This is a genomic window from Paraprevotella sp., assembly GCF_986071375.1.
Genome location: NZ_CFQRNQ010000031.1, coordinates 1 through 26,980 on the forward strand (window position 1 = coordinate 1; position 26,980 = coordinate 26,980).

The 26,980-nt window shown below is 50.9% G+C and carries 19 protein-coding genes; 9 read left to right on the forward strand and 10 right to left on the reverse strand.

What is annotated here, in order from left to right:
- Positions 1-144 precede the first annotated feature (144 nt).
- Complete coding sequence (locus AC5RDV_RS12810) at positions 145-2,175, forward strand: CotH kinase family protein (RefSeq protein WP_282748287.1); 2,031 nt, start codon at positions 145-147, stop codon at positions 2,173-2,175.
- Positions 2,176-2,210: 35 nt separating this feature from the next.
- Here the strand turns inward: AC5RDV_RS12810 and AC5RDV_RS12815 are convergent, their stop codons facing one another.
- From AC5RDV_RS12815 to AC5RDV_RS12830, 4 genes are all read right to left on the reverse strand, one after another.
- Positions 2,211-4,118, reverse strand: a complete 1,908-nt coding sequence (locus tag AC5RDV_RS12815) for a RecQ family ATP-dependent DNA helicase (protein ID WP_282748286.1) — start codon at positions 4,116-4,118, stop codon at positions 2,211-2,213.
- A gap of 18 nt (positions 4,119-4,136) precedes the next feature.
- The gene (recJ, locus tag AC5RDV_RS12820) at positions 4,137-5,861 is read right to left on the reverse strand and encodes a single-stranded-DNA-specific exonuclease RecJ (protein ID WP_130894144.1); all 1,725 of its coding nucleotides are present in this window, start codon (positions 5,859-5,861) and stop codon (positions 4,137-4,139) included.
- Between the two features lie 180 nt (positions 5,862-6,041).
- Complete coding sequence (locus AC5RDV_RS12825) at positions 6,042-7,250, reverse strand: C1 family peptidase (RefSeq protein WP_282748285.1); 1,209 nt, start codon at positions 7,248-7,250, stop codon at positions 6,042-6,044.
- A 21-nt stretch (positions 7,251-7,271) separates the two neighbouring features.
- Positions 7,272-8,675, reverse strand: a complete 1,404-nt coding sequence (locus tag AC5RDV_RS12830) for an aminopeptidase P family protein (protein WP_282748284.1) — start codon at positions 8,673-8,675, stop codon at positions 7,272-7,274.
- Between the two features lie 96 nt (positions 8,676-8,771).
- Between AC5RDV_RS12830 and AC5RDV_RS12835 the strand changes: the two genes are divergently transcribed.
- Genes AC5RDV_RS12835 through bla form a run of 3 tightly spaced genes read left to right on the forward strand, consistent with a single transcriptional unit; the run spans position 8,772 to position 10,852 of the window.
- Complete coding sequence (locus AC5RDV_RS12835; RefSeq protein WP_282748288.1) at positions 8,772-9,623, forward strand: patatin-like phospholipase family protein; 852 nt, start codon at positions 8,772-8,774, stop codon at positions 9,621-9,623.
- 6 nt (positions 9,624-9,629) lie between these two features.
- Positions 9,630-9,926: a DUF6965 family protein gene (locus AC5RDV_RS12840; RefSeq protein WP_282748283.1), complete on the forward strand. Its 297-nt coding sequence runs from the start codon at positions 9,630-9,632 to the stop codon at positions 9,924-9,926.
- A gap of 20 nt (positions 9,927-9,946) precedes the next feature.
- Positions 9,947-10,852 (forward strand): class A beta-lactamase, subclass A2, encoded by a 906-nt coding sequence (gene bla / locus AC5RDV_RS12845; RefSeq protein ID WP_282748282.1) that lies wholly within the window; start codon positions 9,947-9,949, stop codon positions 10,850-10,852.
- A gap of 94 nt (positions 10,853-10,946) precedes the next feature.
- On the opposite strand, the gene nifJ is transcribed toward bla, so the two are convergent.
- From nifJ to AC5RDV_RS12860, 3 genes are all read right to left on the reverse strand, one after another.
- A complete protein-coding gene (gene nifJ / locus AC5RDV_RS12850) occupies positions 10,947-14,495 on the reverse strand; it encodes a pyruvate:ferredoxin (flavodoxin) oxidoreductase (protein ID WP_282748281.1) in 3,549 nt (1,182 codons plus the stop codon).
- Between the two features lie 49 nt (positions 14,496-14,544).
- The gene (locus AC5RDV_RS12855) at positions 14,545-15,723 is read right to left on the reverse strand and encodes an ATP-binding protein (protein ID WP_040602426.1); all 1,179 of its coding nucleotides are present in this window, start codon (positions 15,721-15,723) and stop codon (positions 14,545-14,547) included.
- 807 nt (positions 15,724-16,530) lie between these two features.
- Positions 16,531-17,556 carry a glycoside hydrolase family 43 protein gene (locus AC5RDV_RS12860; protein WP_282748280.1) on the reverse strand — a complete coding sequence of 342 codons (1,026 nt, stop codon included), beginning with the start codon at positions 17,554-17,556 and terminating at the stop codon, positions 16,531-16,533.
- A gap of 237 nt (positions 17,557-17,793) precedes the next feature.
- Between AC5RDV_RS12860 and AC5RDV_RS12865 the strand changes: the two genes are divergently transcribed.
- From AC5RDV_RS12865 to AC5RDV_RS12880, 4 genes are all read left to right on the forward strand, one after another.
- Positions 17,794-18,744: a glycoside hydrolase family 43 protein gene (locus tag AC5RDV_RS12865; RefSeq protein WP_130894154.1), complete on the forward strand. Its 951-nt coding sequence runs from the start codon at positions 17,794-17,796 to the stop codon at positions 18,742-18,744.
- Between the two features lie 30 nt (positions 18,745-18,774).
- Positions 18,775-19,998: a hypothetical protein gene (locus tag AC5RDV_RS12870; protein ID WP_282748279.1), complete on the forward strand. Its 1,224-nt coding sequence runs from the start codon at positions 18,775-18,777 to the stop codon at positions 19,996-19,998.
- 100 nt (positions 19,999-20,098) lie between these two features.
- A complete protein-coding gene (locus AC5RDV_RS12875) occupies positions 20,099-22,297 on the forward strand; it encodes a glycoside hydrolase family 3 N-terminal domain-containing protein (protein WP_008624182.1) in 2,199 nt (732 codons plus the stop codon).
- Positions 22,298-22,339: 42 nt separating this feature from the next.
- On the forward strand, positions 22,340-22,666 hold the full coding sequence (locus AC5RDV_RS12880) for an MGMT family protein (protein ID WP_008624181.1): 327 nt from the start codon (positions 22,340-22,342) through the stop codon (positions 22,664-22,666).
- Here the strand turns inward: AC5RDV_RS12880 and AC5RDV_RS12885 are convergent.
- The 3 genes from AC5RDV_RS12885 to AC5RDV_RS12895 are packed head-to-tail and all read right to left on the reverse strand — an operon-like array spanning position 22,624 to position 25,386.
- Positions 22,624-23,133 carry a GNAT family N-acetyltransferase gene (locus AC5RDV_RS12885; RefSeq protein WP_008624180.1) on the reverse strand — a complete coding sequence of 170 codons (510 nt, stop codon included), beginning with the start codon at positions 23,131-23,133 and terminating at the stop codon, positions 22,624-22,626. The two genes, AC5RDV_RS12880 and AC5RDV_RS12885, sit on opposite strands and share 43 nt — an antisense overlap.
- Positions 23,130-23,579, reverse strand: coding sequence for a putative signal transducing protein (locus AC5RDV_RS12890; RefSeq protein ID WP_276787336.1), 450 nt, complete (start codon positions 23,577-23,579; stop codon positions 23,130-23,132). The genes AC5RDV_RS12885 and AC5RDV_RS12890 overlap by 4 nt, the downstream gene beginning before the upstream one ends.
- A 13-nt stretch (positions 23,580-23,592) precedes the next feature.
- Positions 23,593-25,386: a glycoside hydrolase family 10-like protein gene (locus AC5RDV_RS12895; RefSeq protein WP_428388749.1), complete on the reverse strand. Its 1,794-nt coding sequence runs from the start codon at positions 25,384-25,386 to the stop codon at positions 23,593-23,595.
- Between the two features lie 50 nt (positions 25,387-25,436).
- On the opposite strand from AC5RDV_RS12895, the gene AC5RDV_RS12900 reads away from it, so the two are divergent.
- Positions 25,437-26,873, forward strand: a complete 1,437-nt coding sequence (locus AC5RDV_RS12900) for a carbon starvation CstA family protein (protein ID WP_282748277.1) — start codon at positions 25,437-25,439, stop codon at positions 26,871-26,873.
- Positions 26,874-26,980 lie beyond the last annotated feature (107 nt).

The following is a 26,980-nucleotide window of genomic DNA, read 5'->3' on the forward strand; positions in this document are numbered from 1 at the left end:
TCACTTGCTTCCATTCCATCTCAAGGCGTAAAGACGGTGTTACATTGAATTTGGAAGTGACTTTCGCTTGTTTTTTTGCTTAAGAGTTTAAAGTCTCACGAAAAAGTATTACCTTTACACGCAGAAACCATAAATCTATTTGATATGAAAAGAAAAATACTTAGTTTAAGCTTATTTTTGATGTTGTTCTCCTGTACATTCCAGCTTCAGGCACAGGAATACGTGCAGCAGACAGATTTGCCCACTATTTATATCGAGACGGAAGGCGGCCGACCTATAGTGAGCAAAGAAGACTATGTGGATGCCGTGTTGCATTATGTAGACAGTAATGGCGTGAAGACGTACGATGCATTAGGTGTTAGGGGACGTGGAAATTCTACTTGGAATTTGGATAAGAAACCTTATAGGATAAAGTTTGCCGAAAAGCAGGAATTCATGGGGCCGGAACGGGCAAAGGCGAAGAGTTGGACACTGTTGGCTAATTTTGCAGATAAAACTTTGCTTCGTAATGCTGTGGCTGCCTGTATCGGAGATTTTGCCGGACAGCCTTTTACGGCCGGTGCCCAGTTTGTGGATTTGATACTGAACGGTACATATTTGGGTAATTACCAACTATCCGACCAAATGGAAGTAAGAAAGAAGCGTGTGGATATTGATGAACAGGATGAGATTCCTACGGAGGGTGCTAATATAACCGGTGGATACTTTTTGGAGGTTGATGGTTTTGGTGCGGCTGAACCTGTACATTATAAAACGAAACGTAATGTGTTGGTAACGGTAAAATCTCCGGATGAAGAGGTGATTATTCCTAGACAAATAGAGTATATTAAGAACCACATGCAATTGTTCGAAGATGCCTTGTTTTCTTCGGATTTTGCAGATCCGGAAAAGGGATATCGTCCTTATGTGGATTCCTTGACTTTGGCCAGTTGGTATATTTCAACAGAGTTGACCGGTAATGTGGACGGTTTCTGGAGTACCTATATGTACAAGAAGAAAGATGACCAGAAATTCTATTGGGGACCTTTATGGGATTACGATATTGCTTTCAATAATTGCAACCGCGTGGGAGATGTATCAGAGAGCTTGATGATAAATAAAGGTTTTGGAGGAGACTTGACACAGAAGTGGGTATTACAAATGTGGAAAGATCCTTGGTTCGTACAGTTGATAAATCGGACGTGGAAGGAGTATCTGGCACGTGGGATAGAAGAGCACGTCATGGATTATATCGACAGTATGTCTGTGGTTATAGACCGTTCGCAAGCCATGAATTTCCAGAAGTGGCCTATCGACCGGCGGGACTATAATGAGATTGTGCTTTTTAGTACATATCAGGAGGGGGTAGATTATTTAAAATCATTTCTGCATACGCATTGCGCATATTTGACGAATACTTTTGCCAAAGCAGCGGAAGAGATGGGGAGCATGGAAGAACCTACTCCGGAGTTTACGTTGGATACGGGATTTTATTATCGTCTTTTTAATAAAGGTACAGGCAATGCCATTGATGTTTTAGACAGCGAAGGGGATAAAGTATGTACATGGTCGCCGGCTCGTGAGCGAGAAACCCAACAGTGGGAGATTCTGGCGGTAGGGGAATACTATCAGATAATCAATCGTGAAAGCGGCTTGGCATTGTACGACTGTGCCGTGAAAGAAGGAGAAATTTATAAAACAGGAACACAGTTGGAGTTACGTAAACCGCGTAGTTCCCAACACCGTCAACAATGGAGTTTTGTACCGGTAAATACAGGCAACACTTACATATTGGTCAATAGGCTGACCCAATTGGCTATAAATAATGCGGGAGGTTCTGCGGAAAATGGAAATAGTGTGTTAAGTTGGACCAATGATTCGGAGAACAGTTTGAAAGATACCCGGCAATGGCGTATTGAGAAAGATGAAGCAAAAGGGGAGACCTCAGTGGAATCGTCTGGTCGCGAGAGTCAGTATTGGGTATTGTATAATCCGGACACAAAACAGTTGCATTTTGAGTCCAATGACATGAAGCAAATAGACGGGCATGCTTCCATTTATGCGGCAAATGGTGAATGTGTCATGCAGTTTAGAATAAGCCAGACAGCAGATTTGTCTTCTTTTAGAAAGGGTATTTATATTCTTACTTGGATGGAAGAAGAAACAAAACGTACGGTGAAAGTAGCCATTAAATAGCAAGTGTATTCCATATACGTTGAGGAACGAGATTCTCAGGGATGAGGAAGAAACAATACGCCATTTTGAATACGTACGGTTTCTTCCTCAATCATTTGGTGCAGAAGCTGTGCTGTCTTTTCACGGGGAATGCCCGGGAAAGTCATTTCCGACACACTGTGCTTTTGGCCGTCCTTTAAAGTCTCCAGTATAAGTGCGATGATTTGTTTGTCCGTAGCATCCGTATGCGGATGAGATTTCCGTTTCCGGCAAACGTCACATTGTTCGCAGGGGGGTGCGTCTTTTTCACCGAAATAGTGCAAAAGGACTTTGCTACGGCAAAAGTCAGCCTCTTCTGCATAGTATAACATGGACTCAATCCGCTCTTTAAAATTTTTCTTGCGTTCGTCGTACACGGAAGGAGGGAATACGATACGTTCCTTTTCGATGCGTTTACAAGAGAAGGTGATATAAGGCGTTTTTTTGCGGGGGATGTAATGGAGGATTCTGGCCCTGCCAAGTGCCAACAGTCCATGGTAAACCTGGTCTGTGGTCAGCCCGGATAAAGCCGCAATACGCCGTTCGTCCATAAAGACATAATCGCTGAACACGCCTCCATAGCTGCGTAAAACCCATTGGATGAGTTGTTCCTGTTCTGCCTCGAGTTCATGAATGCGGTATAGCTCGTCGCGGCGGAGCAGAAAGTGTATGCGGGAGGCGTTGTCTTGTTCTTCCGTATATTCGATATAGCCTGCCCGTTCCAATAAATGTAGCGCACTGTCGGTCTGGACCGGAAAGTGTTTGAAGTTACGGCAGAATTCGTCTAAGTCGAATTCGCGGGTTACGTTGTAACCGTCTCCCATGGCCATCTGGTAATAATAACAAATGTGTTCGTACACATCCCGTATGGCATCCTTGTCCGGAAAAGTATCGGGGATACGTTTCATCAAGCGTGTACGGTCGTGTCTTTGGTATAGCAGTACTGCGTAAGCCTGTGCACCGTCACGTCCGGCCCGCCCCGCCTCCTGGAAGTAAGCCTCTATGGAGTCCGGCAGGTCGAGATGGATGACCAAACGTACATCCGGCTTGTCGATTCCCATGCCAAAAGCATTGGTCGCTACCATAATCCGTATTTTGTCCTCTTGCCATTGATGTTGGCGAAGGTCTTTTTCCGCATCGTTCAGTCCGGCATGGTAAAAGGTCGCGGACATACCGGCTGCTTGTAATTTCTCCGTGGTTTCCCGGGTATTCCGTCGGCTTCTGGTATATACGATGGCCGCTCCCTTCGTACTATTCAGAATATGGATGAGTTCCCCAAACTTGTCTTCTGTATGCCGGACAATGTAAGCCAGATTTTTCCGCTCAAAACTCATACGGAAAGCATTCTCTTCCCTGAAGGCCAACTGGCGTTGGATGTCCTTGACCACTTCGGGCGTAGCCGTGGCCGTTAGGGCAAGAACCGGAATGTCCGGCAGGATTTTACGGATTTCCGCAATCCGGGTGTACGAAGGCCGGAAGTCATATCCCCATTGGGAGATGCAGTGCGCCTCGTCCACCGTAAGGAAACTCACGGGCATGTGGCGCACCTTTGCGAGGAAGATATCCGAGGCTAACCGTTCGGGGGATACATAGAGGAACTTATAATTGCCGAAAATGCAGTTCTCCAGCGTAACGAGGATTTCCTCACGTGACAGTCCGGAATAGACGGCAGCAGCCTTGATGCCTCTTCCGCGCAAGTTACGTACCTGGTCTTTCATCAAAGCGATAAGCGGAGTGACCACGATACAAATGCCTTCACGGCTAAGCGCAGGCACTTGAAATGTAATGGACTTGCCGCCACCGGTTGGCATAAGCCCCAAAGTATCCCGTCCGTTTCCGATACTTTCTATGATTTCCCGCTGTATGCCGCGAAACCCGTCATACCCCCAATACTTTTTCAATATGGACAGATAAACGTCTTCCATGCGAGGATCTTGTGAAGCTTATTCTTTACCGGAGGGGCGGATGTCCTCTATCTGAAGTTGCACTTCGCCCCGTTTATGTGTGTTTTCTTCGATAGTGTAGCAAATATCGAAAGAACGTTTGGTCTTGATGTAACGGGCCTGTGAACTTTGCCCGAAAGCGATGCCGTTCATGACGTTGTTGCTCTTGTTGTCCACCAATTCCAATTTGATATGTTCTTGTTCGCGTCCTACGACCTTGCTCGTTCCGTAGTCATATACATGTTGCGTGCAGAACAGCGGTTTCGTATTGTCCGGTCCGAAAGGGTTGAACTTTTTAAGGTCATGGTGGAATTTGCGCGTGATGTCCTTGAAGTCTATTTGCGCGTCGATGTTCAATATGGCCGAAGTCTGTTCCGGCAGGATATGTGTTTCCACGTAAGCTTCGAAACGCCGGTGGAATTCCGGTACGTTTTCCACTTTCATGGACAAGCCCGCAGCATACGTATGTCCTCCGAAATTCTCCAATAAGTCCCGGCAACTTTCGATAGCCTTGTAGACATCGAATCCCGAGACGGAACGCGCCGAACCCGTGGCCAGATTGTCCGTGCGGGTCAGTACGACCGAAGGCCGGTAATAGATTTCCGTCAGGCGTGAGGCTACGATGCCGATAACCCCCTTGTGCCACTCTTCGTTGTAAATGACGATGGATTTTTGTTCGCTTTGTTTGTCCAGTTTCTCTACGATACCGTTTGCTTCCTCCGTCATAGACTTGTCCAAGCCTTTGCGCATGTCGTTGTAGCGGTTGATTTGTTCCGCCATTTCATGCGCTGTCTGATAGTCTTTTTCCACAAGCAACGCCACGGCCTCTTTTCCGTTTTGTATGCGTCCCGAAGCATTGATACGCGGTCCGATTTTGAAGATGATGTCACTGATGGTCAGCTCCCGTTCCGACAAGCCGCATACGTCGATGATGGCCTTTAGCCCGATGCTCGGGTTGGCATTCAGTTGCCGTAGGCCGTGGTAGGCCAGGATTCGGTTTTCTCCCATAATCGGTACGATGTCCGACGCAATGCTGACGGCACAAAGGTCCAATAACGGGATAAGTTGGCTGAACTCGATGCCGTTGCTTTGTGCGAAAGCTTGCATGAATTTGAAACCTACGCCGCAGCCGGACAAATGGGGATAGGGATAAGTTGAGTTGAATCGTTTGGCATTCAGAATCGCCACGGCCGGCGGAAGGATTTCGTCCGGTACGTGGTGGTCGCAGATAATGAAGTCGATACCCTTTTCTTTGGCGTATGCAATCTCATCTACGGCCTTGATGCCGCAGTCGAGCACGATAATCAGTTTGACCTCGCTTTCGTATGCATAGTCGATTCCTTTGACCGACACGCCATACCCTTCTTCGTAACGGTCGGGGATATAATAGTCGATATTGGAATAATATTGTTGCAGGAACTTGTAGACCAATGCTACAGCCGTGCAGCCGTCTACGTCATAATCTCCATAAACCATGATTCTCTCCTTGCGTCCCAAAGCTTTGTTCAGGCGCTCTACGGCCCTGTCCATATCGGTAAACATGAACGGGTCGTACAGCCCTGTGAGCGAGGGACGGAAGAATTTCTTGGCATCCGCCACCGTCGTGATATTGCGTTCTATCAAGAGACGACCGAGAATGGGGCTGATGTTCAGCTCTTTGGCCAATCTCTCAGCCGCTTCCTGTTTTTCCGGTGTAGGAGGTTCTAATTTCCATTTATAGTTCATTATATGTATTTTTTTCCTTTTTATGCTATCTCCGGGCGTGAGGCTTGTCACGTGGCCACACGGTTATTCATGTAAAAGTAGGAAAAAAATATAAGAAAACCGCAGTTTCCCCATCTTTTTTGGAAAACTGCGGTAGCTTTTTACTCTCTTTATGAGAAAGCGGTTGTTCCTCTGTCTTTTTTAATTCAGCCCCAATTTTTTCCGGATTGGTTCGGGGATGGCATTTTTGTTCACTACGATATTCATGGTTTTGTAGGCAACGAATGCTTTCGAAGCGTACCAGATGCCTTTGTAAGTTCCGGCATTGCCCCACGAGTTCTTCACCATGTAGTATTCTTTTCCGTTTTGGTCTTTGGCGATACCGTAAATCTGCATGCCATGGTCATCCGTCGTTTCCCAGTTGTCGTAAGCCGTCTGGCGCATTTCCTGAGTGACTTTAACCTCCGGAAGCGGTTTGGAAGTCAGTTTCTTGACGATTTCCGCACGTTTGCTGTTGTTGCTCAATCCGAGCCAACGGGCTGCGTCTGAACCTACCAAGTCTTCTGCCTGCTTCACGTCCGGCATCACGGCGATACCGTTGCGTGTGAAGCCTGTCTCGCTCACGTCCGAACCCCACGCGATGGTAAACCCGTTGTTAATGGCATAGTCGAATACCTCCATCAATTCGTCGATTGGCAAGTTGTAGGATTGCGACCAACGCCAGTTGTCTTGTACTTCGATGACAAAAGGTTTGTAGAACGGATGATGGGTATAAGAAGTCAGGGACACGTAATCGTCCATGTCCAGGCCCAACGACTGCATGTAGCTTTGCGGAGTGTATTCCTTGCCTTTGTAAGTGAATTTCTCGGGGCATTTGCCCAAGTAGGCATCATAGATACCGCAAAAAGCCTGTTTCCATACGGGAGACAGTTTTTTCAGGTTGCTCGTGGCCAAAGCATCTACGAAGGCTGTGGCTACGAGGTCCACCTCATTGTGGTTGGGCAGTGTGTCGCCGTAAAGCGTACCCGGCTCCGGCATGGCTTCTTGCGGTACGATACCGTAATTCTGCATGCAGTAGATCACGTCGTAGAAACTTCCTCCTTGCGCGAACGAGACATCGCCGTGCGTGCGGACGGTTTGGGCGGCACGGTCTTCCATCGTTTTGTGTACGACGAACATTTCGCAAAGGTCATGTTCGCCTTTTCCCATGCGGAGCAGTTCGGATTCGAAAAAAGACAGCGTGCTGAAGCACCAGCACGTACCGCTTTGGTTCTGGTTCTTGATGGAAGTGATAGGGTTTTCTTTCACCGTGGTAAAGACGAAACCGGTGTCGGCTTTTTCCACGTGTTTCTTGGCCGATACGCCCAGTGACAGGCAAGCACATGCGATAAATAAAAGTTGTTTTTTCATTTCGGATATTTTAGTGATACATTAATTAGTCCTTTGTGCCATAAACTCTTCCACGTCTTCTATATGGTACGGGATGCGTTCATGTCCCAACATGCGGCAACCGTTTGCTGTAATCAGGATGTCATCTTCTATGCGGATGCCCCCGAAATCCTTGTAGGTTTCCAGAAGGTCGAAATTGATGAAATCCTTGTTGATTCCTTTGCTTTTCCATTCATCAATCAGGGCCGGGATGAAATAAATGCCCGGTTCGTCGGTCATGACCCAACCTTCTTGCAAACGGCGTCCGCAGCGCAGGCAGTTCGTGCCGAATTGCGTGGACGGCTGCACTTCGTCGTCGAAGCCCACATACCGTTGCCCCAATCCTTCCATGTCGTGCACGTCCATGCCCATCATGTGTCCCAGGCCGTGCGGGAAGAACATGGCGTGCGCTCCGTTGCGTACGGCTTCTTCCGTGTCGCCTCTCATCAGGCCGAGTTCTTTCAGGCGGCCGGTCATGAGGCGGGCTACACTCATGTGCACGTCCCACCATTTGATGCCGGGGCGTGCGATGTCCAGTACGTGGTCATGGCAAGCCTCCACGATGCTGTAAATATCCCGTTGGCGGGAGGTAAACCTGCCGTTGATGGGAGTGGTGCGCGTATTGTCCGAGCAATAGTTCTCGTTGGTTTCCGCTCCTGCGTCGCAAAGCATCAGCCGTCCGTCTTCCAAAGGGCGTGTAGAAGGGTAGCCGTGCATGATTTCCCCGTGCATGGAAAGAATGGTGGGGAAACTGGTCATGCAACCTTTGGCCGAGGCAATACCGCTGATGGTGCCCGCGATGTATTGTTCGCTCACTCCGGGGCGGCAAAGGCGCATGGCCGTCGTGTGCATCTCATGGCCGATGGCGCAGGCCCGCTCGATTTCCTTTATTTCGGCCGGCGTTTTCACAGCCCGTTGGTCGATGACCGCCATGATGAGTTCCAACGATGCTTCCTCGCGTTGCCGTGAAGGATGTATGCCTGTCAGGTCCATGAGTTGGATCATCAGGTCGTGGCGGTAAGGAGGCAGGAAGTGGATTTTCCGTCCTTGGCTTCGGGCTTTTCTTACCAATTCCTCCAGACGGCTCATCGGGGCACTGTGTTCCACGCCGCTTTGTGCAGCAAGGTCGGCCACACTGTCCACGTCACCGAACCATACGATGTCTTCGATGTCAATATCGTTGCCAATCAGGTATTCCTTGTGGTTGTCTATGTCGATTACCCCCACGAGTCCTTCGCGGTGCTGTCCGTAAAAATAAAGAAAACTACTGTCTTGCCGGTATTTGTATGCGTTGGCCGGATAATTGGACGGTGCATCGTTGTTCCCGAAAAGCAATATCAAGCCTTCTTTCACCTGACGTTGCAGCCGGTCGCGTCGGGCCATATATGTTTCTTTGTCAAATAACATAAACGTAGTTTAAAGATGAAACATTTAATAAAGTATGCAAAAATACTGATTTCATTTGGGATTTTCATTAACTTTACTCGTAAATTAGGAATAATTATGGAGATAGGCAAGCATACGGGTTTAGTGTTGGAAGGAGGGGGCATGCGCGGAGTTTTTACCTGCGGGGTGTTGGACTGGCTACTCGACCATCACGTTGATTTTCCCTACACGGTGGCCGTGTCGGCAGGGGCGTGCAATGGCTTGTCCTATATGAGCCGCCAACGCGGGCGGGCGAAGTACAGTAATATCGACATGCTTAAAAAATACAAATATATCGGTATGCGTTTTTTGTGGACGCAACATAGCATACTGAACCAAGAACTGCTGTACAAGGATTTCCCGGAGCGCATCGTGCCTTACGATTTCGAGGCTTACCGGGCCAATCCCGGGGTGTTCGAGATGGTGACCACCAATTGCCTGACGGGGCGTGCCAATTATTTGTCGGAGAAAGAGAATTATAACCGGCTGATACGGATAGCCAAAGCTTCTAGCAGCTTGCCATACGTTTGTCCCGTGGTCATGGTAGACCGGGAGCCGATGTTGGATGGTGGAATCGTGGATTCCATACCGGTGGAGCGGGCGATGTCGCTCGGTTATGAACGCAACGTAGTCGTGCTGACGCGCAACCGAGGCTATCGCAAGACGGGCCGGGACATCCGTATTCCTTCTTTTATTTATCGCCGTTTTCCCCGTCTGCGGGTGGCGCTCAGCCACAGGTGCGAATGTTATAACCGCCAGTTGGAGCTGATAGAGCAACTTGAGGATGAAGGAAAGATTCTGGTGGTGCGTCCGCTTGAAAAACTCGAGGTGGACCGTCTTGAAGACAATATAGGGAAACTGACGGCCTTGTACGAAGAAGGATATGCTTGTGCCGAGACGGTTTTAGGAACGTGTATTTTTAATGAATAACGAAAGATGACAGAAGAGCAAGAACAGAAGCCTGCGGTGGAAAAGAATCCGCATATTTATAAACCGGCATATACGAAACAGGAAGTGGACGAGCTGACGCGTTGGTTTGAAGAGCGGATGGACCGCCTTCCCGCGACGTTGCGGTTGAACGAGGCAACCACTACTTCCGACCTTCCCCGTACGGTGAAAGCCCTGTTGGCGGTGTTGAAAGTGCATAAAGAGGATATATCCGTGACTTTCAGCGGATACATGTCCCATTTGGACTTGATTCGTTTGCGGTTGAAAGAACAAGGCCTGGAGTAAAGAGCAAAAGGGGAAGGCAGATGAAAAGACGGATACGTACGATATGGGCGGGCGTTTTGTGCCTCTCTCCGGTGTTGGCATTGCAGGCCGGGTGGGGAGATTTGCAGGAACAGTTGCGCCGTATGGTGGCAGACAAGAAAGCGCAAGTCGGAATAGCCGTCATATTGGACGGGAGGGACACGCTGACGGTGAACAATGACGTGCGCTATCCCATGATGAGCGTATTCAAGTTCCATCAGGCTTTGGCCGTGGCTGACGCTTGCGGGCAGCGTGGCGTTTCTTTCGATACGTTGGTGCATGTCCGGCCGGACGATTTGCACACGGATACGTACAGTCCGTTACGGGACAAGTATCCGGACGGAAACCTGTCTCTTTCCGTGGGCGAGCTTTTGAAGTATACTTTGCACCTGAGCGACAACAATGCCTGCGACATTCTTTTCCGGGTGTTCGGAGGCCCGGCTGCTACGGATGAGTATTTACGCAGCATGGGCTTGCGGGATTTTGCCATTGAAGTCACGGAGGACGATATGCACCGCAATCTGGCGGATTGTTACCGGAATTGGACGACTCCGTTAGAGGCGGTACGCCTGTTGGAATGGTTGGTTTCGGGTAAGGCGGCTAAGGGAGCATACCGGGATTTCATAGAGCAAACCATGATTTCCTGCCAGACGGGGCGCGACCGTCTGCCGGCACCGCTTGCCGGTACGAAGGCGGTCATCGGGCACAAGACTGGTACGGGCGACCGTAACGGAAAGGGACAGATTATCGGGACAAACGATATCGGTTTTGTTTTCCTTCCGGACGGGCATCGTTACAGTATTGCCGTGTTGGTCCGCGATTCGGAAGAAAGCGAACAGGCCACGGCCCGGGTTATAGCCGATATTTCGGAGGCTGTATACCGGCATGTAAGCGGAAAAGCATTCTAATCTGATTTCGGAGAATTGCCATAAACAAGAAAAGATGCACTCTTCACAGGTGCATCTTTTCTTTTGAATTCTATTAAAGAAGTACTTTTCGTTATTATTCGCTCCAATCCATCTTGGTCATGCGCACGTAGCTCTGGTAACGCTTCTTGGCCATATCCTCGCAAGCGTTGAAGAGGTCGGCGGCTTCAGCCGGGTATTGCTTCATGACGGAAGCAAAGCGGACTTCGCCTTTCAGGTAATCCTGGAAAGCATCCCAGTCAGGCTCTTTGGAGTCGAGCGAGAACGGGTTCTTGCCTTCGGCTTCCAAAGCCGGGTTGAAACGCCACAAGTGCCAGTAACCGCACTTCACGGCTGCTTCTTCCTCTGCCTGCGACTTGCCCATGCCCTTCTTCAAACCGTGATTGATACAAGGAGCGTAAGCGATGATGATGGACGGGCCGGGATAAGCCTCGGCTTCGCGGATGGCCTTCAGGCACTGTGCCTGGTCGGCTCCCATGGCAATCTGTGCCACGTACACGTAACCGTAAGTGGTGGCAATCATACCCAAGTCTTTCTTGCGTACGCGCTTGCCGGAAGCGGCAAACTTGGCAATGGCTCCGAGCGGGGTTGCCTTGGAGGACTGACCACCGGTATTGGAATATACTTCGGTATCCAATACGAGGATATTGACATCTTCACCCGAAGCGATGACGTGGTCCAGACCACCGTAGCCGATATCGTAAGAGGCACCGTCGCCACCGATAATCCACTGGCTGCGTTTTACCAAATAGTGTGCCAGTTCGGACAGTTTGGCGCAAGCCGGGCAACCGGCAGCCTTGCCTGCCTCGATCATCGGGACGAGTTTTTCGGCAGCGGCCTTGCTGGCATCTGCGTCGTCCTTGCCTTCGAGCCATTCCTGAGCGGCAGCCTTGAAGTCGGCCGGAGTCTCATCGGCAGCGATGGCACCCTTGAGAAGCTCTTCGATACGTGCACGCATCTTCTTGTTGGCCAATGCCATACCGAGGCCGAATTCGCAGAAGTCCTCGAACAAAGAGTTGGCCCATGCCGGACCTTGACCTTTGGCGTTGGTCGTATAAGGCGTAGAAGGAATGGAACCGGAGTAGATGGAAGAACAACCGGTGGCGTTGGCTACGATTTCACGGTCGCCGAACAGTTGTGAAATCAACTTCACGTACGGAGTTTCACCGCAACCAGAACATGCACCGGAGAACTCGAACAACGGCTGTGCGAACTGCGAGTTCTTCACGTTGCTCTTGATGTCTACCAAGTCTTGTTTGCTCTTCACGTTCTTCACGCAGTATTCCCAATTCGGAGCTTCATCGAGTTCCTGTTCCAACGGAACCATTGTAAGCGCCTTGCCCAATTTCGGGTTGCCCGGACATACGTCGGCACAGTTGCCACAACCCAAGCAGTCCATCACGCTCACCTGGATGCGGAAATTCATGCCTTTCATGGCTGCCGGAGCCTTCATTTCGATGACCGGAGCGTTGAAGCCCTTCATTTCCTCAGCATCAAGGACGAACGGACGGATGGCAGCGTGGGGACAAACGTATGCGCACTTGTTGCACTGGATACAGTTGTCGGGGTTCCATGTCGGGACGAAGGCTGCCACACCGCGTTTCTCGTATGCGGCCGTACCTTGCGGCCAAGTACCGTCCTCGATGCCCTTGAATGCGGAAACTTTCAGCAAGTCGCCGTCCTGTGCGTTGATGGGGCGTACCACTTCATTGATGAATGCAGGGTCGTTGTTGGCCGGAGCAGCATCGGCTTCGAGTGTGGCCCATGCCGGGTCTACGGCCAGTTCCTTGTATTCACCGCCACGGTCTACGGCAGCATAGTTCTTGTTCACCACGTCTTCACCCTTCTTGCCGTAGGACTTCACGATGAACTTCTTCATTTGTTCAACAGCGAGGTCTACCGGGATTACGCCGGTGATACGGAAGAATGCAGACTGGAGGATGGTGTTGGTACGGTTGCCCAACCCGATTTCCTGTGCAATCTTGGTGGCGTTGATGTAATATACCTTAATATTGTTCTTGGCAAAGTAAGCCTTTACCTTGTTCGGCAGGTTCTTGGCCAGTTCCTCGCCTTCCCAGATGGTGTTGAGCAAGAACGTACCGTTCTTCTTCAATCCACGGGTCACATCGTACATGTGGAGATAAGCCTGAACGTGGCAAGCCACGAAGTTAGGCGTGTTCACCAAGTAAGTGGAGCGGATGGGAGAATCTCCGAAACGCAAGTGAGAGCACGTGAAACCACCGGACTTCTTAGAGTCGTAAGAGAAGTAAGCCTGGCAGTGCTTGTTGGTGTTGTCGCCGATAATCTTCACGGAGTTCTTGTTGGCACCCACCGTACCGTCGGCACCCAAGCCGTAGAACTTGGCTTCGAACATGCCTTCGCCGCCCATGGCCACCTCTTCTTTCTGAGGAAGCGAAGTGAACGTCACGTCGTCCACGATGCCGAGGGTGAACTGGTTTTTCGGTTCCGGAAGAGCCAGATTCTCGTACACGGACAAGATTTGTGCCGGAGTCGTGTCGTTAGACCCGAGACCATAACGTCCGCCTACGATAACCGGGGCGTTTTCCTTGCCGTAGAAGCATTCTTTCACATCCAGATACAGCGGTTCGCCGTTGGCACCCGGTTCTTTCGTGCGGTCCAGTACGGCAATAGTCTTGGCTGTGGCCGGAACGGCAGCCAAGAAATGTTTGGCCGAGAACGGACGGTACAGGTGAACGGCTACCAAGCCCACCTTTTCGCCCTGTGCGGTCAGGTAGTCGATGGTTTCGCGGATGGCTTCGGTTACGGACCCCATGGCGATGATGACGCGTTCAGCGTCTGCGGCACCGTAGTAAGAGAACAAGCCGTACTTGCGGCCGGTGATTTCAGACACCTTGTTCATGTAGTCCTCTACGATGGCGGGAACTGCGTCGTAGTAATTATTGCAAGATTCACGGTGAGTGAAGAACGTGTCGGGGTTTTCGGCCATACCGCGTGCCACCGGATGTTCGGGCGACAAGGCACGGCTGCGGAATTCCTTCAAAGCCTCCTGGTCTACCAAGGGAGCGAGGTCGTCGTTCTCCAGCATTTCAATCTTCTGGATTTCGTGAGACGTACGGAATCCGTCGAAGAAGTTCAGGAACGGCACGCGGCTCTTGATGGTAGACAAGTGTGCCACGCCGGCCAAATCCATCACTTCCTGTACGGAACCTTCGCACAACATGGCGAAACCGGTCTGACGGCAAGACATGACGTCCTGATGGTCGCCGAAGATACACAGTGAATGAGAAGCCAAGGTACGGGCCGACACGTGGAACACGCAAGGCAGCAGTTCGCCTGCAATCTTGTACATGTTCGGAATCATCAGCAACAAACCTTGGGATGCCGTGTAAGTCGTGGTCAGCGCACCGGCCTGCAACGAACCGTGGACGGCTCCGGCGGCACCGCCTTCCGACTGCATTTCTTGTACCAACACTGTTTCGCCGAAGATGTTCTTACGGCCCTGTGCTGCCCATTCGTCCACGTATTCTGCCATGGTCGACGACGGGGTGATGGGGTAGATGGCTGCAACTTCCGAGAACATATACGAGATATGCGCTGCGGCCTGGTTACCATCACAAGTGATAAACTTTTTTTCTTTTGCCATAATAATGATTAATATTACGAGATTAAACTACAATTTCTTTATATTCAACTTAATATAGGAATCCGAACAACCATATCGGTATTTCGTTCCCGTGCCCTATTTCTATCTTATGCCGGGCATATATCGTTTCGGCGTTCCGCCGTCGTTCTTCGTTGGGGCAGATTTTGAACTTCAGGTTTTCGTCCACCAGGAACGAAGTACCCTTTTCCCCCTTGTTCAGTTTATGGTCTTTCCACATCGTGTTTTGGAAGAAAGTCTCCAGGATGTCCTGCTCTTCCAAGCGGCACGGGTAGATGACGTACATCAAGTTGCTGTTGTGCATCATGATCCGGGCCGGTTTTTTGGGAAAGGTTTCCCCTTTCGGATAAATCATGTTGATGAGCCGTGCGTCGGCCAGATACTTGATGTAGTTCATTACCGTGGCCCGCGACGTGTGGATGTCCTCTGCCAACTGGCTGACGTTGGGAGCCACCGGGCTGTCTATCGCGAGCAAATATAGTAATTTTTTGATTTTCGCCAAATATTTCAGCTCTATTTGTTTGATGAGCAAGATGTCCACTTCGAGCATCATGTTCATGGTCTTGAGCAGGTTTTCGGAGAAATTCCGCTTTTCTAAGAAGAACGGGTAGAAACCGTGGTGCAGATAGTCTTGGAAGAACTTCAGCGGACTGGCTTTAGGCAGGATGCTGCGTACGATTTGTTCATGACGGTTCAGGATTTCGTCGAGCGTATAAGACGGGAAGTCGTTGCCCGTCTGCAAGTTGAGAAACTCGCGGAAAGAGAAACCTCTCAGGTTGTATGATTTCACCAGGCCGTTCAGTTCCGGGTTTTCCGTCTTCAGCCGCATGACGGACGAACCGGTGAATACGATTTTCAGCCCCGGCAGCGTGTCGTAGCATTTGCGCAGGTCCGTGCTCCAGTCCGGTTGTTTGAACACCTGGTCGATCAGCAATACTTTTCCTCCGCCTTCGTAGAACTCTGTGGCGAATTCGGCAATGCCCTTGCCCTGAAAATAGAAATTGTTCAGATTGATGTAGAGGCATTTCCGGTCTTCCACGTGGAAGTGTTCTTTGGCATATTGCAGGAGGAAAGTGGTCTTTCCTACTCCGCGTGTACCTTTAATGCCAATCAGACGGTCGTTCCAGTCTATCTCGTCCATGAGGGCGCGACGGACAGGAGCGTGGGTGTGCTCCACAAGGTACGCATGTGTTCTGAAAAAAGACTCCATCCTTTGGTGCTTGATACAATATGCAAAGATAGTGTAAAACCGCAAAAGTGCAAAGTCGGGTTGGCAAAATCTTTGTTTTTTCTTCATTTTCTTATTCGAAGCATGCAGATTGTCAAATTGTCAATTTCGGCCTTGTAGGAATGCGTCATTTGGGGCTGAAGGCGGGGAAGTGCGGAAATACGCGATTCTCGCGCGCCGGGGGGATGACATTTTGAACTCCCTTCGGCCTGTCGGGCTTTCAAGATGCACGGCATGCAGGCACGACGTGCGTGCGGGGGCGGGATTCGTGGAAGCATGAAACGGACTCCGTAGGGCATCCTGTCATTCGTTTTTTGCAGTCCGACGCGTCTCGTTTAGGAGAAAAACGAGCCATGTGGGCATATTTTTTTTTCTGTTTTCAGGGCTTTTCTCCACTCGCATGCGGAGAAGGATGCCCCATCACGAGGACAAAAAAAATGTTTTCTCAGCCGAACGAAAAATCATTCGGCTGTGATTGAAATGCGTTTAAGCTGAAAAAAGTCTAAAAACAAGGTTGAAATGTGAATTTATGTATCTGAAAAAGGGGGTGAAAACAACATGGAACGTAGCCGGCACATAGAGCGTCTCATTCGGAGAAAGTCCGTGGGACTTACGTTTTGTCGGTAAAAAGGGGGTATGTCCTTTCATTTGTTTATTAGGAAAGTTTCCTGTGCTTCTTATTCCGCTTGTCGGAAGGACTTTTTAAGCGGCAAACGGGTACGTCCTAAAGGGAAAGGATTTTGCCGTTTGCCGCATCTGAAATGGAGATTAGGTAATGGATTTGGTTTTTTACTGTTTGGCTTCTTCTGGAGCTCCTCCCCATCTTTGGTCCAGACGGGTGGCCTCTTCGCGGGTGATGCCGATGACGGAACCATGGCGCGGATGGAAGTCTTTGACGAAGGTTTCCGGTTTGGAACTGAAATGGATGAGGTCCTTGCTGCGTTGGAATTCATAGCGTCCGCTGCTGTAAAGGTCGTACATCAGGATGTATTCGTCCGAATCGTTCAGTTTGAATATGCTGGAGCCTTCCACGTGCGTGCGGGTTCCGGCATACGCGTCGAGATATGCGAAATGTTCTTTCCACGGGCCGCGCAATGACGGGGCCGTGGCTTGCTGTATGCCGCTTTTCAGTTCTTTGCCGTTCCGGTCTTTGGTGTTTCCTTTATAGAAGAAATGATAGGTGTCGTCTTTATGGATGATGTCGCCGTCTATGGCACCGTATTTGGGGGCGAACATTAGTTGGGGCTCATTTTCAAATGCCGTGAAATCTTCGTTGGCGTATGCGCAATAGAAATTGAGGGCGGTGTCGTATTCGAAGCGTACGGTGAAGTAGACTAAGTATTTCCGTGCTTCGGAATCGTAAATGGTTTGGGGTGCCCACACCCATTTGATGTGGGCGAACTTCTCGGGATAGGATTTTTCCAAGTCGACGATGCCGTGTGTCCAATCGGTCAGGTTGCCGGATTTGAGCAAGACGATGCCGGGATTGTATTCCCAACCGTTCTTTCGGGTGAACATGTCTGTGGCCGTGATATAAAAGGTATGCCCGTCTTCTCCGCGCAGGATGTGCGGGTCGCGTATGCCCCCCGTTTGGGATATTTCGTCCGATGGGATGACGGGGCGGTTCCCGTTCAGGGCTTTCCAGTGTACGGCATCCGCACTCACAGCAAATCTCAGTTGTTCTTGTGCCATCAGTTCGCCCGAACCTTCAAAGTAAGCAAACAGATAGGCGGTGTAGTCCTGCGTTTTTTGTGAAGTGCAACTTGTGAAAGACAAGATGGAGATGCAAGCTAAGATAAGAACGTTTTTTCTCATGTTTCTTTGATTGATGTTTGATATTTGACAGGGCAAAAGTAGGCTCTTTTTTCAGGAAGGACTGTTTCTCTTGTTGCATGTAATGGAAGATTGGTTTCAAAAAGGCGGATTTTGCGATAATGGGGGGCGGGGAAGTGTTTGTGGGGTGAAATGTAGGGCAGATTATAGGTGGAGTGGAAGTAAAGCGTTATATTTGTCGGATAATTTTAAATGTGGAATTAAAAAACAATTCGAAAAATGAGACTTATTTCTGTATTTTTGGCATCCTTTTGGCTGCTTTCAGCCGTACGGGCGCAAGTATATGAATGGAAAGCGGAAGGAAATCCCGTGGTGCGGCATAAATATACAGCCGACCCGGCAACCCTGGTTTATAAGGATACGCTTTGGATTTTTGCGGGCGAAGATTTTGAGGGCAACCAGCAACGTACGCACATGGAGAATTGGTGCGTGTTCGCTACGACGGATTTAGAACACTATCGGGAATATCCCGTACCGTTGCGCGCGGACGAGTTCAAGTGGTCTTCGGGAATTGCATACGCTTCGCAGGTGGTGGAAAGGAACGGGAAGTTTTACTGGTATGTCAGTACCGACCATACGGGCATCGGGGTGGCTGTGTCCGACCGTCCGGAAGGCCCTTATAAAGATGCGTTGGGCAAACCCTTGTTGACCGTGGCCGATTGTTTCGCGTCTCAGAAACAGTGGGCTTGCATCGACCCGACAGTTTTGATTGACGACGACGGGCAGGCTTGGATATTCTGGGGCAACGGGGAATGCTATTATGCACGGCTGAAGGAAAACATGGTTGAAATCGAAGGGAAAATCCGTCAGGTGAATTTTGACGGGTTTGTGTTTGAAGAAGCTCCTTGGATTCACAAGCGCGGTGATAAGTATTACCTATCTTATGCCAGCGGTTTTCCCGAGCGTATCGCTTACGCCATGGCCGACGATATAGAGGGGCCTTGGGTTTATCAGGGCATTCTGAACGAATGGGCCGGGAATAGCAGCTCAAACCATCAGGCTATTCAGGAATATAAAGGCAGGTGGTACTTTTTTTATCACAACGGTGCCTTGAAGGGTGGGACATCGTGCAGCCGGAGCGTATGTGCCGATTATTTATATTATAATGCCGACGGCACGATGCGGCGCGTGCTGATGACCTCGGAGGGCGTTTTGCCGGCCGGGAAGTAAAAGTCCGGGTCTTGTTCTTCATTCTCCTCCATGACCTTGCATATATTCAATCCCGAGAACGACCTGGCGTTGGCCTGCCCCAGTCCGTATTTCATCCCCCCGGCTTCGGCACGGAAGATGGCCGACGACCTTTCAGCGTTGCCCGTATGGTGGGCGCAGACGGGGGATGCCGTGTGCGTGGACTCGGTGGAGGTTGCCCGGTGTTGGGCGGAAGGAACCGGCGGGATTTGTCCGGAAGTGAGATGGGTCGGGCGCGACGGCTTGCCTTCGGATGCCGACGTCGCCCCTTGGGGATGGAGCCCATTGATGGTGCAACGTCTGTTGACGGGCGGTGCGGACAGAAGCCGTTTGCCCGATGAAGCGCGTTTGGCGCGTTACCGTGAGCTGTCGAACCGCCGTCATGCCGTGGACATGTTGGCTTATTTATGCAGCCCCGATTCGGATTTGGGGCAGGAGTGGAGGGATAGGCTTTGTGGCGTTTCTTATTACTGTACCGGCGAACAGGACATCATCCGAAGGATGCGGCAATATCCCGAAACCCTATTGAAGGCGCCGTGGTCGGGCAGCGGAAAGGGCTTGCGTTTGGGGCGGGGAGGTTATGCGCCGCCGCTTTCGGGTTGGTGTCTGCGTCAGCTTCGTGAACAAGGCGGGGTAATCGTAGAGCCTGTATATGATAAGGTGTCGGATTTTGCCATGGAATTTTATGCCGACGGTACCGGAATCGTGAGGTATACAGGGCTTTCGGTTTTCCTGACCACCGCACGCGGCACGTATGCCGGGAATTGGGTGGCTTCCGAAGAGGATAAGGTGCGTTGGTTGACCGATAGGGTTCCTTTGCCTTTATGGCAGACGTTGAAAAGGGCCGTTACGCAATATTTGGCAGGTTGGTTGGGCAACGGCTACAGCGGCCACCTGGGTGTGGATATGATGTTGTGCCGTGTACCGGGGGCCGAATACCTGTGTGTGCATCCTTGTGTGGAAATCAACTTGCGCCGCACGATGGGACAAGTTTCTGTCGATTTGGCTTCTTTCCTGGCTCCCTCTTCGGAAGCGCGTTTTGTGATAGACTATGAGAAGGAAGCGGGGCGGTTGTGGTCGGAGCACTGCCGATGTGAAGAAACGCACTCGTTACGCTTGTCCGGAGGAAAGTTGCTTAGGGGATATCTGCCGTTGGCTCCGGTGTCCCCGTCCGTACATTACCGGGCGGCGTTGTGGGTGTTTCCCAAAGGAGGGAGGGACGGGGGTAAAACATGAATTTATCACGGACAAAAAGATTTTTATTTTCGTGGGAATACGGTGAACCATTCTTTCTTCAATATTTTTATAGATAGTGTGTATATAATGACAAAATGATATGAAAACTCTTTTTTATGCAATATGTTGTGTTGGGCTTTTATGGCCTTCAGGGCTGCGTGCGGCAGAGGATGATGAGAGTATGAACCGTTTTGTATCTTCCCTTTTGAAGAAGATGACGTTGGAAGAGAAGATTGGACAGTTGAGCCAGTGTGCAGGAGGTTTTGCCACGGGGCCGGATAATACACAGTTGAGCCGTACGACGGATATCAGTAGAGGTTTGTTGGGTTCCATGCTGAACGTGTCCGGTGCGGCAGAGACCCGTAAATATCAGGAAGCGGCGATGAAATCCCGTTTGAAGATTCCTTTGCTTTTCGGATTGGATGTGATACATGGTTTTCGCACCGGCTTCCCGTTGCCATTGGCTGAGGCGGCAAGTTTCGATTTGGAGGCTATCAAGATGGGGGCGCGGTGTTCCGCACGGGAGGCTGCGGCAGCCGGGCTGCATTGGACGTTTGCCCCGATGGTGGATATCAGTTGGGATGCCCGTTGGGGACGTGTCATGGAGGGGGCGGGCGAAGATCCGTATTATGGTGCCAAAGTGGCCGCTGCCCGTGTACGTGGTTTGCAAGGTGACGACTTGTCGGCCGACAGTACGATTTTGGCTTGTATCAAGCATTTTGTGGGTTACGGTGCGGCGGTGGCCGGAAAGGATTATAACAGTGTGGACATGTCTTGGGGGCATTTTGCCAATTTCTATATGCCGCCCTACAAGGCTGGTGTAGAAGCCGGAGCGGGCACGGTCATGAGTGCGTTCAATGATTTCGAGAATCGCCCGTGTACCGGTAACGAAGATTTGCTGCGTGGTCTCTTGAAAGAAAAGTGGGGTTTCCAAGGATTTGTTGTGTCCGATTGGGGTTCTGTGGGAGAGATGGTGAACCATCGTTATGCCAAGGATCAGAAGGAAGCCGCCAACAAGGCCATCACGGCAGGTTTGGATATGGAGATGGTGTCGGAATGTTATGCCCGGAACTTGGCGGATTTGGTTCGAGAAAAGAAAGTGCCGGAGGCTTTGCTGGACGATGCTGTCCGCCGTATTTTGGAACAGAAATATAAGTTGGGTTTGTTTGACGACCCTTTCCGTTATTGCAATGAAGAACGGGAGCGTACCGTCATCGGGTCGGAACGGTCGCGCCGGGAGGCACGCTATATGGCAGAGCGCTCTGTGGTGTTGCTCAAGAACGAGGGGGCAGTGTTGCCTTTGGCTTCATCGGTGAGGCGCGTGGCGTTGATTGGTGGTTTGTCAAAGTCGCAGAAAGACATGTGCGGCTCATGGACGTGTGCCGACGAGAGTAAGGTGGTAACACTTTACGAAGCCATGCAAAAGCGTGGTGTGGAAGTAGACTTTCACGAGGGCTATGATTTGGAAAGTAATGAAATTAAGGATTTAAAAGGAACGCTAAAGGCTGCCCGACGTGCTGATGTTGTTGTCGTGGCCATGGGCGAGCGTGCTTGGGAAAGTGGAGAGATGACTTCTAAAGGAAACATATCCATTCCGGAACAGCAGCAGCGGTTGGTGACGGAATTGGTAAAGGCGGGTAAGCCGGTGATTGTATTGATGATGTGCGGTCGCCCCGTGATTTTCAACGAGGTGCGTCAGCAGGCTCCGGCTATTTTGTGTACGTGGTGGTTGGGTAGCGAGGCCGGACCGGCCATTTGCAACGTGTTGTGGGGAGATTATAATCCTTCCGGTAAATTGCCGATGACCTTTCCTACGCATCAGGGACAGCTTCCTTTGTATTACCAATATAAGAGTACGGGACGTCCTTATGCGAGCAGCGGGTGGTGTGCCAAGTACATTGACATACCTTCCGAACCGGCCTTCCCTTTTGCGTTCGGCCTGTCTTATACCACTTTTGAGTATTCGGCCCTAAAGGTGCTTCCGGGCGATGGCGGGAAGGTGCACGCCCGTGTGAGAGTGGAAGTGAAGAACACTGGACGTTATGAGGGAGAGGAGGTCGTACAATTGTATGTGAGGGATGAGTCTGCCTCTATAACCCGTCCGGTCAAAGAACTGAAGGGCTTTGAGAAAATAGCCTTGAAGCCGGGAGAGGGCAAGGAGGTCGTGTTTGATATTACCGATGAGCAATTAGGCTTTTACGACAATCGGATGAATTTTGTGGTGGAGAAAGGCGACTTCACCTTCATGGTGGGAACGAACAGCAGGGACGTGGATGCTGTATCGTACACTTTATTGTGAGAGTGAAACATCAGATAATATCAGATAACAGTTGCAGATGGCATGGTAGATGCTTCCCTTTTTTATCAGGATGTGTATGGCATCGTGAAAGAGATTCCGGTCGGTCGGGTGGCAACCTATAAGCAAATTGCCGTTTTGGTCGGCTTTCCCCAACATGCCCGTTGGGTCGGTAGGGCTTTGCGTAACGTACCGGATGCGCTCGGCCTTCCCTGCCACCGGGTGGTGAATGGCTGTGGACGGCTTGTCCCGTCCTGGCCGGAACAGAAGGCATTGTTGGAAGCCGAAGGTGTGGCTTTCAGAAGAAACGGAAACGTGGATATGCGGCGTTATGCTTGGAGTCCGGATGGAGCGGCATCCGTGACCTTTTGATAAGCGATGCGCGGCGACTCGCGGGTGTAGATGATGCCGCATTCATGGAATCCGTTGGCCTTCAGTAGCTTTTGCATGATGAGGTTGTCGGCGTGGGTGTCTGCGCGTAAATTGTGGTGCTGGGCAAAACACCATGCGATGCATTGCCGGGCGACGCCTTTGGCCTTTCCGTTGGATGCCAGGCGGTGAATCACACCGTATGGCGCCTCGTTCAGCCATTTCCCTTCGATATGGGAATAGGTAGGGTCGTTTCCCACCGAAAAGCAAAATGTGGCTACCATGCCGTCCGTTTCGTTTTCGCAGACGAAGCAGTGTCCGTGGCGGATTTCCGTTTCTATGAGCTCTTCCGAAGGATAACCGTCTGTCCATTGGTGAGGGTTGCCGTTAGCCCTCATAAATTTTCGGGCGTGGTCGAATATGCCCATGATGCCGGGCATATCGGAGGATTGTGCAGGTCTGATGTTCATTTTGTGTCGGGTGTGGTGGTGTCTTGTGTCTCTTTCCTTTGTCGTGCTGTGGGCGTTTCAAAATGCGCCCCACAGTCTTTGCATACATATTCCCAATGCGTCGTGCCCGGAGGTGCGCCGGCCAGGATACTGAATATGGCGGCCATGAACGCCCTGAAACTATGAGACTTTTTCAATACGAACTTGATGTGGGGCGAATGGCAGCAGGGACAGTATTTTAATTGTTCCGGTATCATCTGGTTGCGTTCGAGCAGGGCCATGGCACGTTCATAGTCGTCTTCATACACGAAAATATCCACTCCGGAAATCGTGGGAATGAATCCGCGCAGGATGTTGGACGTGTTTTCGTTGTGCAGGACGGAGGCGATGCCTTCGTTTTCCAACGCCCCCTGAATCAAACGGGCTTGAAAGGCTCCGTCACAGGTGATAAGTCTGACTGTTTTCATAAGACGGTCGAATTTATTTGATAAAATATCCGATGTGCTTTGAGCGTCCTTTCTTGGCCAAGGTCCTGATTTCGTACAGCCCTTTGGCTAAATGCCCGATACGGACACGGCGGCTGTAAGGTGCCGTACTGACGATGCGCCCGTACGCATCTACAACCGCTACGTAAGGGCTGTCCTGTTCAGGGATGTCCAAGGTCTGCGAGTCGTGGGGAAGGAATCGCCTTGGGAAGTCCGGTCTGCCGGACCATCCGGACGGGAGCTGTGCCGGTTCGCTTTCATTTCCGAAACGGTCTATGGCCGTTACTGCGAAACTGATGCCGTTGAGGGTGCAGAATTCCCCGTTGACGGGAAGGCTGCAAGAATCCACATTCACGGCGATAAGGTTCCGTGCGGAAGCGATGTCCACGGGAGAGGTCCGTGAAGCGTACACGTTGTATCTCACATCTTTTCCGCATCGGTTATCGACAGACGGCGACCATCGGAGCACATACGTTTGCGCTTCCCGGCTTTTGTGCAAATTTTCCGGACGTTCCGGCGGGATACAGTCCAGGCTGTTACAAGCCGATGGCAGGGCCGGGAAGGGGTAATATACGTCTTTCAGGAAATCAAACAAGCCTTTGTGGTTGTCGTTCAGATACGCGTAACGGAAGAATGCCTGCCCCCCGAGGTCTAAAGAGCGTGTGAAATACAACTCGCGGGTAATATCCTCCAACGGCCAGTCCTTTTCTTCCGGACTAAGGAAGTAGATGCCCAATCCCGGGACGACCGGCCGGCCGTAGTCGTTTTCTTTCCAGTCGATGGCGAAAGGGTAGAAATGATTGCCCCGGAAGTACATCATCGGGAACAGCATGTCTTGTATTCCTTCACGCAACCAACCCTGTGCATCCTGATGTACGGCAGAGTAGGCATTCCAGTTATAGGACGGATAGCGGCTCAGGTCGCTGAACTTGCCCACGGGCGAGGAGCTGACCTTGACCCAGGGCTTGGCTGCTTTCACGGCCCGGTACATCGCCCGTACACAACGGGTCATGTTGCTGCGGCGCCAGTCTGCCTTGTTTTGCCTCTTGCCGTATTTGCGGTAAGAGGCGGCGTCGTTGAATTTCACCGCGTTTTCCGGATAACGGATATAGTCGAAATGGATGCCGTCCACGTCGTAGTTCGCTGCTATTTCACGGCAGAGGGAAGCCAGATAGTCGGCGGTTCCCGGTTGCCCTGGGTCGAGATACCAACTGTCTCCGTGGCGTACGCAAAGTTTGGGATGGGTTTTCAGTACGGAACGTTTTCCCATGCGTGTGGCAGCGGATGCCTTGAAACAAGGTATGGCTACAAGCCACGCATGCAGCTCCATCCCTCGTTTGTGGCATTCTCGGATGGCAAAGGCCAAGGGGTCGTATCCCGGCGCACGTCCCGGGGTGCCGGTCAGGCAGCCATCCCACGGCTCTATGGCCGAAGGGTAGATGACACTTCCTCTCACCCGGGTCTGGAGCAGCACGGTGTTGATGTTCACTTCTTTGAGCCGGTCGAGTATATGGCACAGTTCATCCTGTTGTGCCTTGATGCCGGCCGGGGAGTCCGCTTTGTTTTTCGGCCAGTCCAAACTGCTGAACGTGGTCAACCACACGGCTCGGGTTTCCCGTTTTGGGGAGGAGAGTGAATCGAAACGTTGCGTGGCCATTGCTGCCAGGCAGCCGGTGACACATATATATAAGGAGAAGATATATCTTTTCATGTAGGTGTATGCAGCTTTATCAGGTGCAAAGTTAAGCTTTTCGGGGTATAAAATGAAAGTTTCGGGGACAAATGCCATGGTTTACGATACAATTTATTATTTTTGCGTGATTTAATTGATAACCTGATATGATAACATTCACTACGGCATTGGTGCTACTGGTGTTGGGCTATATCGTCTACGGTGCCTTTGTCGAAAGAGTATTCGGGGTGGATGCCTCCCGAAAGACACCTTGTTATACGATGGCCGACGGTGTGGATTATACACCGATGCCTACGTGGAAAGTCTATCTCATCCAGTTTCTGAACATTGCCGGGACGGGACCTATATTCGGTGCGATTCTGGGTATCCTTTACGGGCCGGCGGCTTATTTGTGGATTGTGTTCGGATGCATATTCGGCGGGGCGGTGCACGACTACCTGTCCGGCATGATTTCCCTGCGGAAGGACGGAGCCAGTCTGCCCGAAGTGGTGGGCGACGAACTGGGGGCGGGCATCCGCCTGGTGATGCGAGTCTTTTCCCTGATTCTGATGGTCTTGGTCGGCACGGTATTTGTCACCACGCCCGCCGGGTTGTTGGCTTCCATGACCGGGGACTGGGGCGCATGGGGTTCCGCTTTGTTTTGGAGCGTTGTGATTTTCGTGTATTACGTGTTGGCTACTTTGTTGCCCATCGATACCCTTATCGGACGTATCTACCCCCTTTTCGGTGTGGCCTTGTTGTTTATGGCTGTCGGTGTGTTGGTCGGCATTTTCACCCACGACGGTTGGATGCCCGAGATTACGTCGGCTTTCGAGAGCCATCATCCCGATAAGAACCTTTCCATATTTCCCATGCTTTTCATTACGATAGCCTGCGGGGCTATCAGCGGTTTTCATGCCACCCAAAGCCCGATGATGGCGCGTTGCATGAAGAACGAGAAATTGGGGCGGCGCGTGTTCTACGGTGCTATGATAACCGAGGGTGTGGTGGCTTTGATATGGGCGGCTGCGGCCATTAAGTTTGCAGGCAGTTATGAGGCGTTGGCCGAACTGATGTCACCGTCGGGAAAATCCAATCCCGCCATTGTGGTCAATGCCATTTGCCAGGATTGGATGGGGACGGCCGGTGCCGTGCTGGCGATACTCGGTGTGGTGGCGGCTCCCATAACTTCGGGCGACACGGCCTTCCGGTGCGCACGCCTGATAGCCTCCGATTTCCTGCATTACAGGCAAGACACTATTTTGCGCCGCTTGATGATTTCATTGCCTTTGTTTGTCATCGCCGCAGTGTTAATGAATATCAACTTTGATATATTGTGGCGCTATTTTGCGTGGTTTAATCAAACTTTGTCTATCTTTACGTTATGGGCGGTTACCGTATGGCTTGCGCGGAAAGGAAAGACGTTTTATGTGACCCTGTTTCCGGCATTGTTCATGACGGCTGTCTGTACGACCTATATACTGGTGGCTCCCGAAGGATTCGGGTTGTCCTACGTGTTGGGTTGCGCAGTCGGGGGAGGGGTGGCCGTACTCTTATTAGGAATGTTCATGAAATGGTTTATAGAAGTTATGAAAAAGGTTTAAGATATTGAAAATGAGCATAGGTTATTTGCTCATTATGGTAATAGGTTACGATTAAGAGAGTTATCTCCTTAAATATACTTCTGCGCGTTGCGTAACCTTCAAAGAAC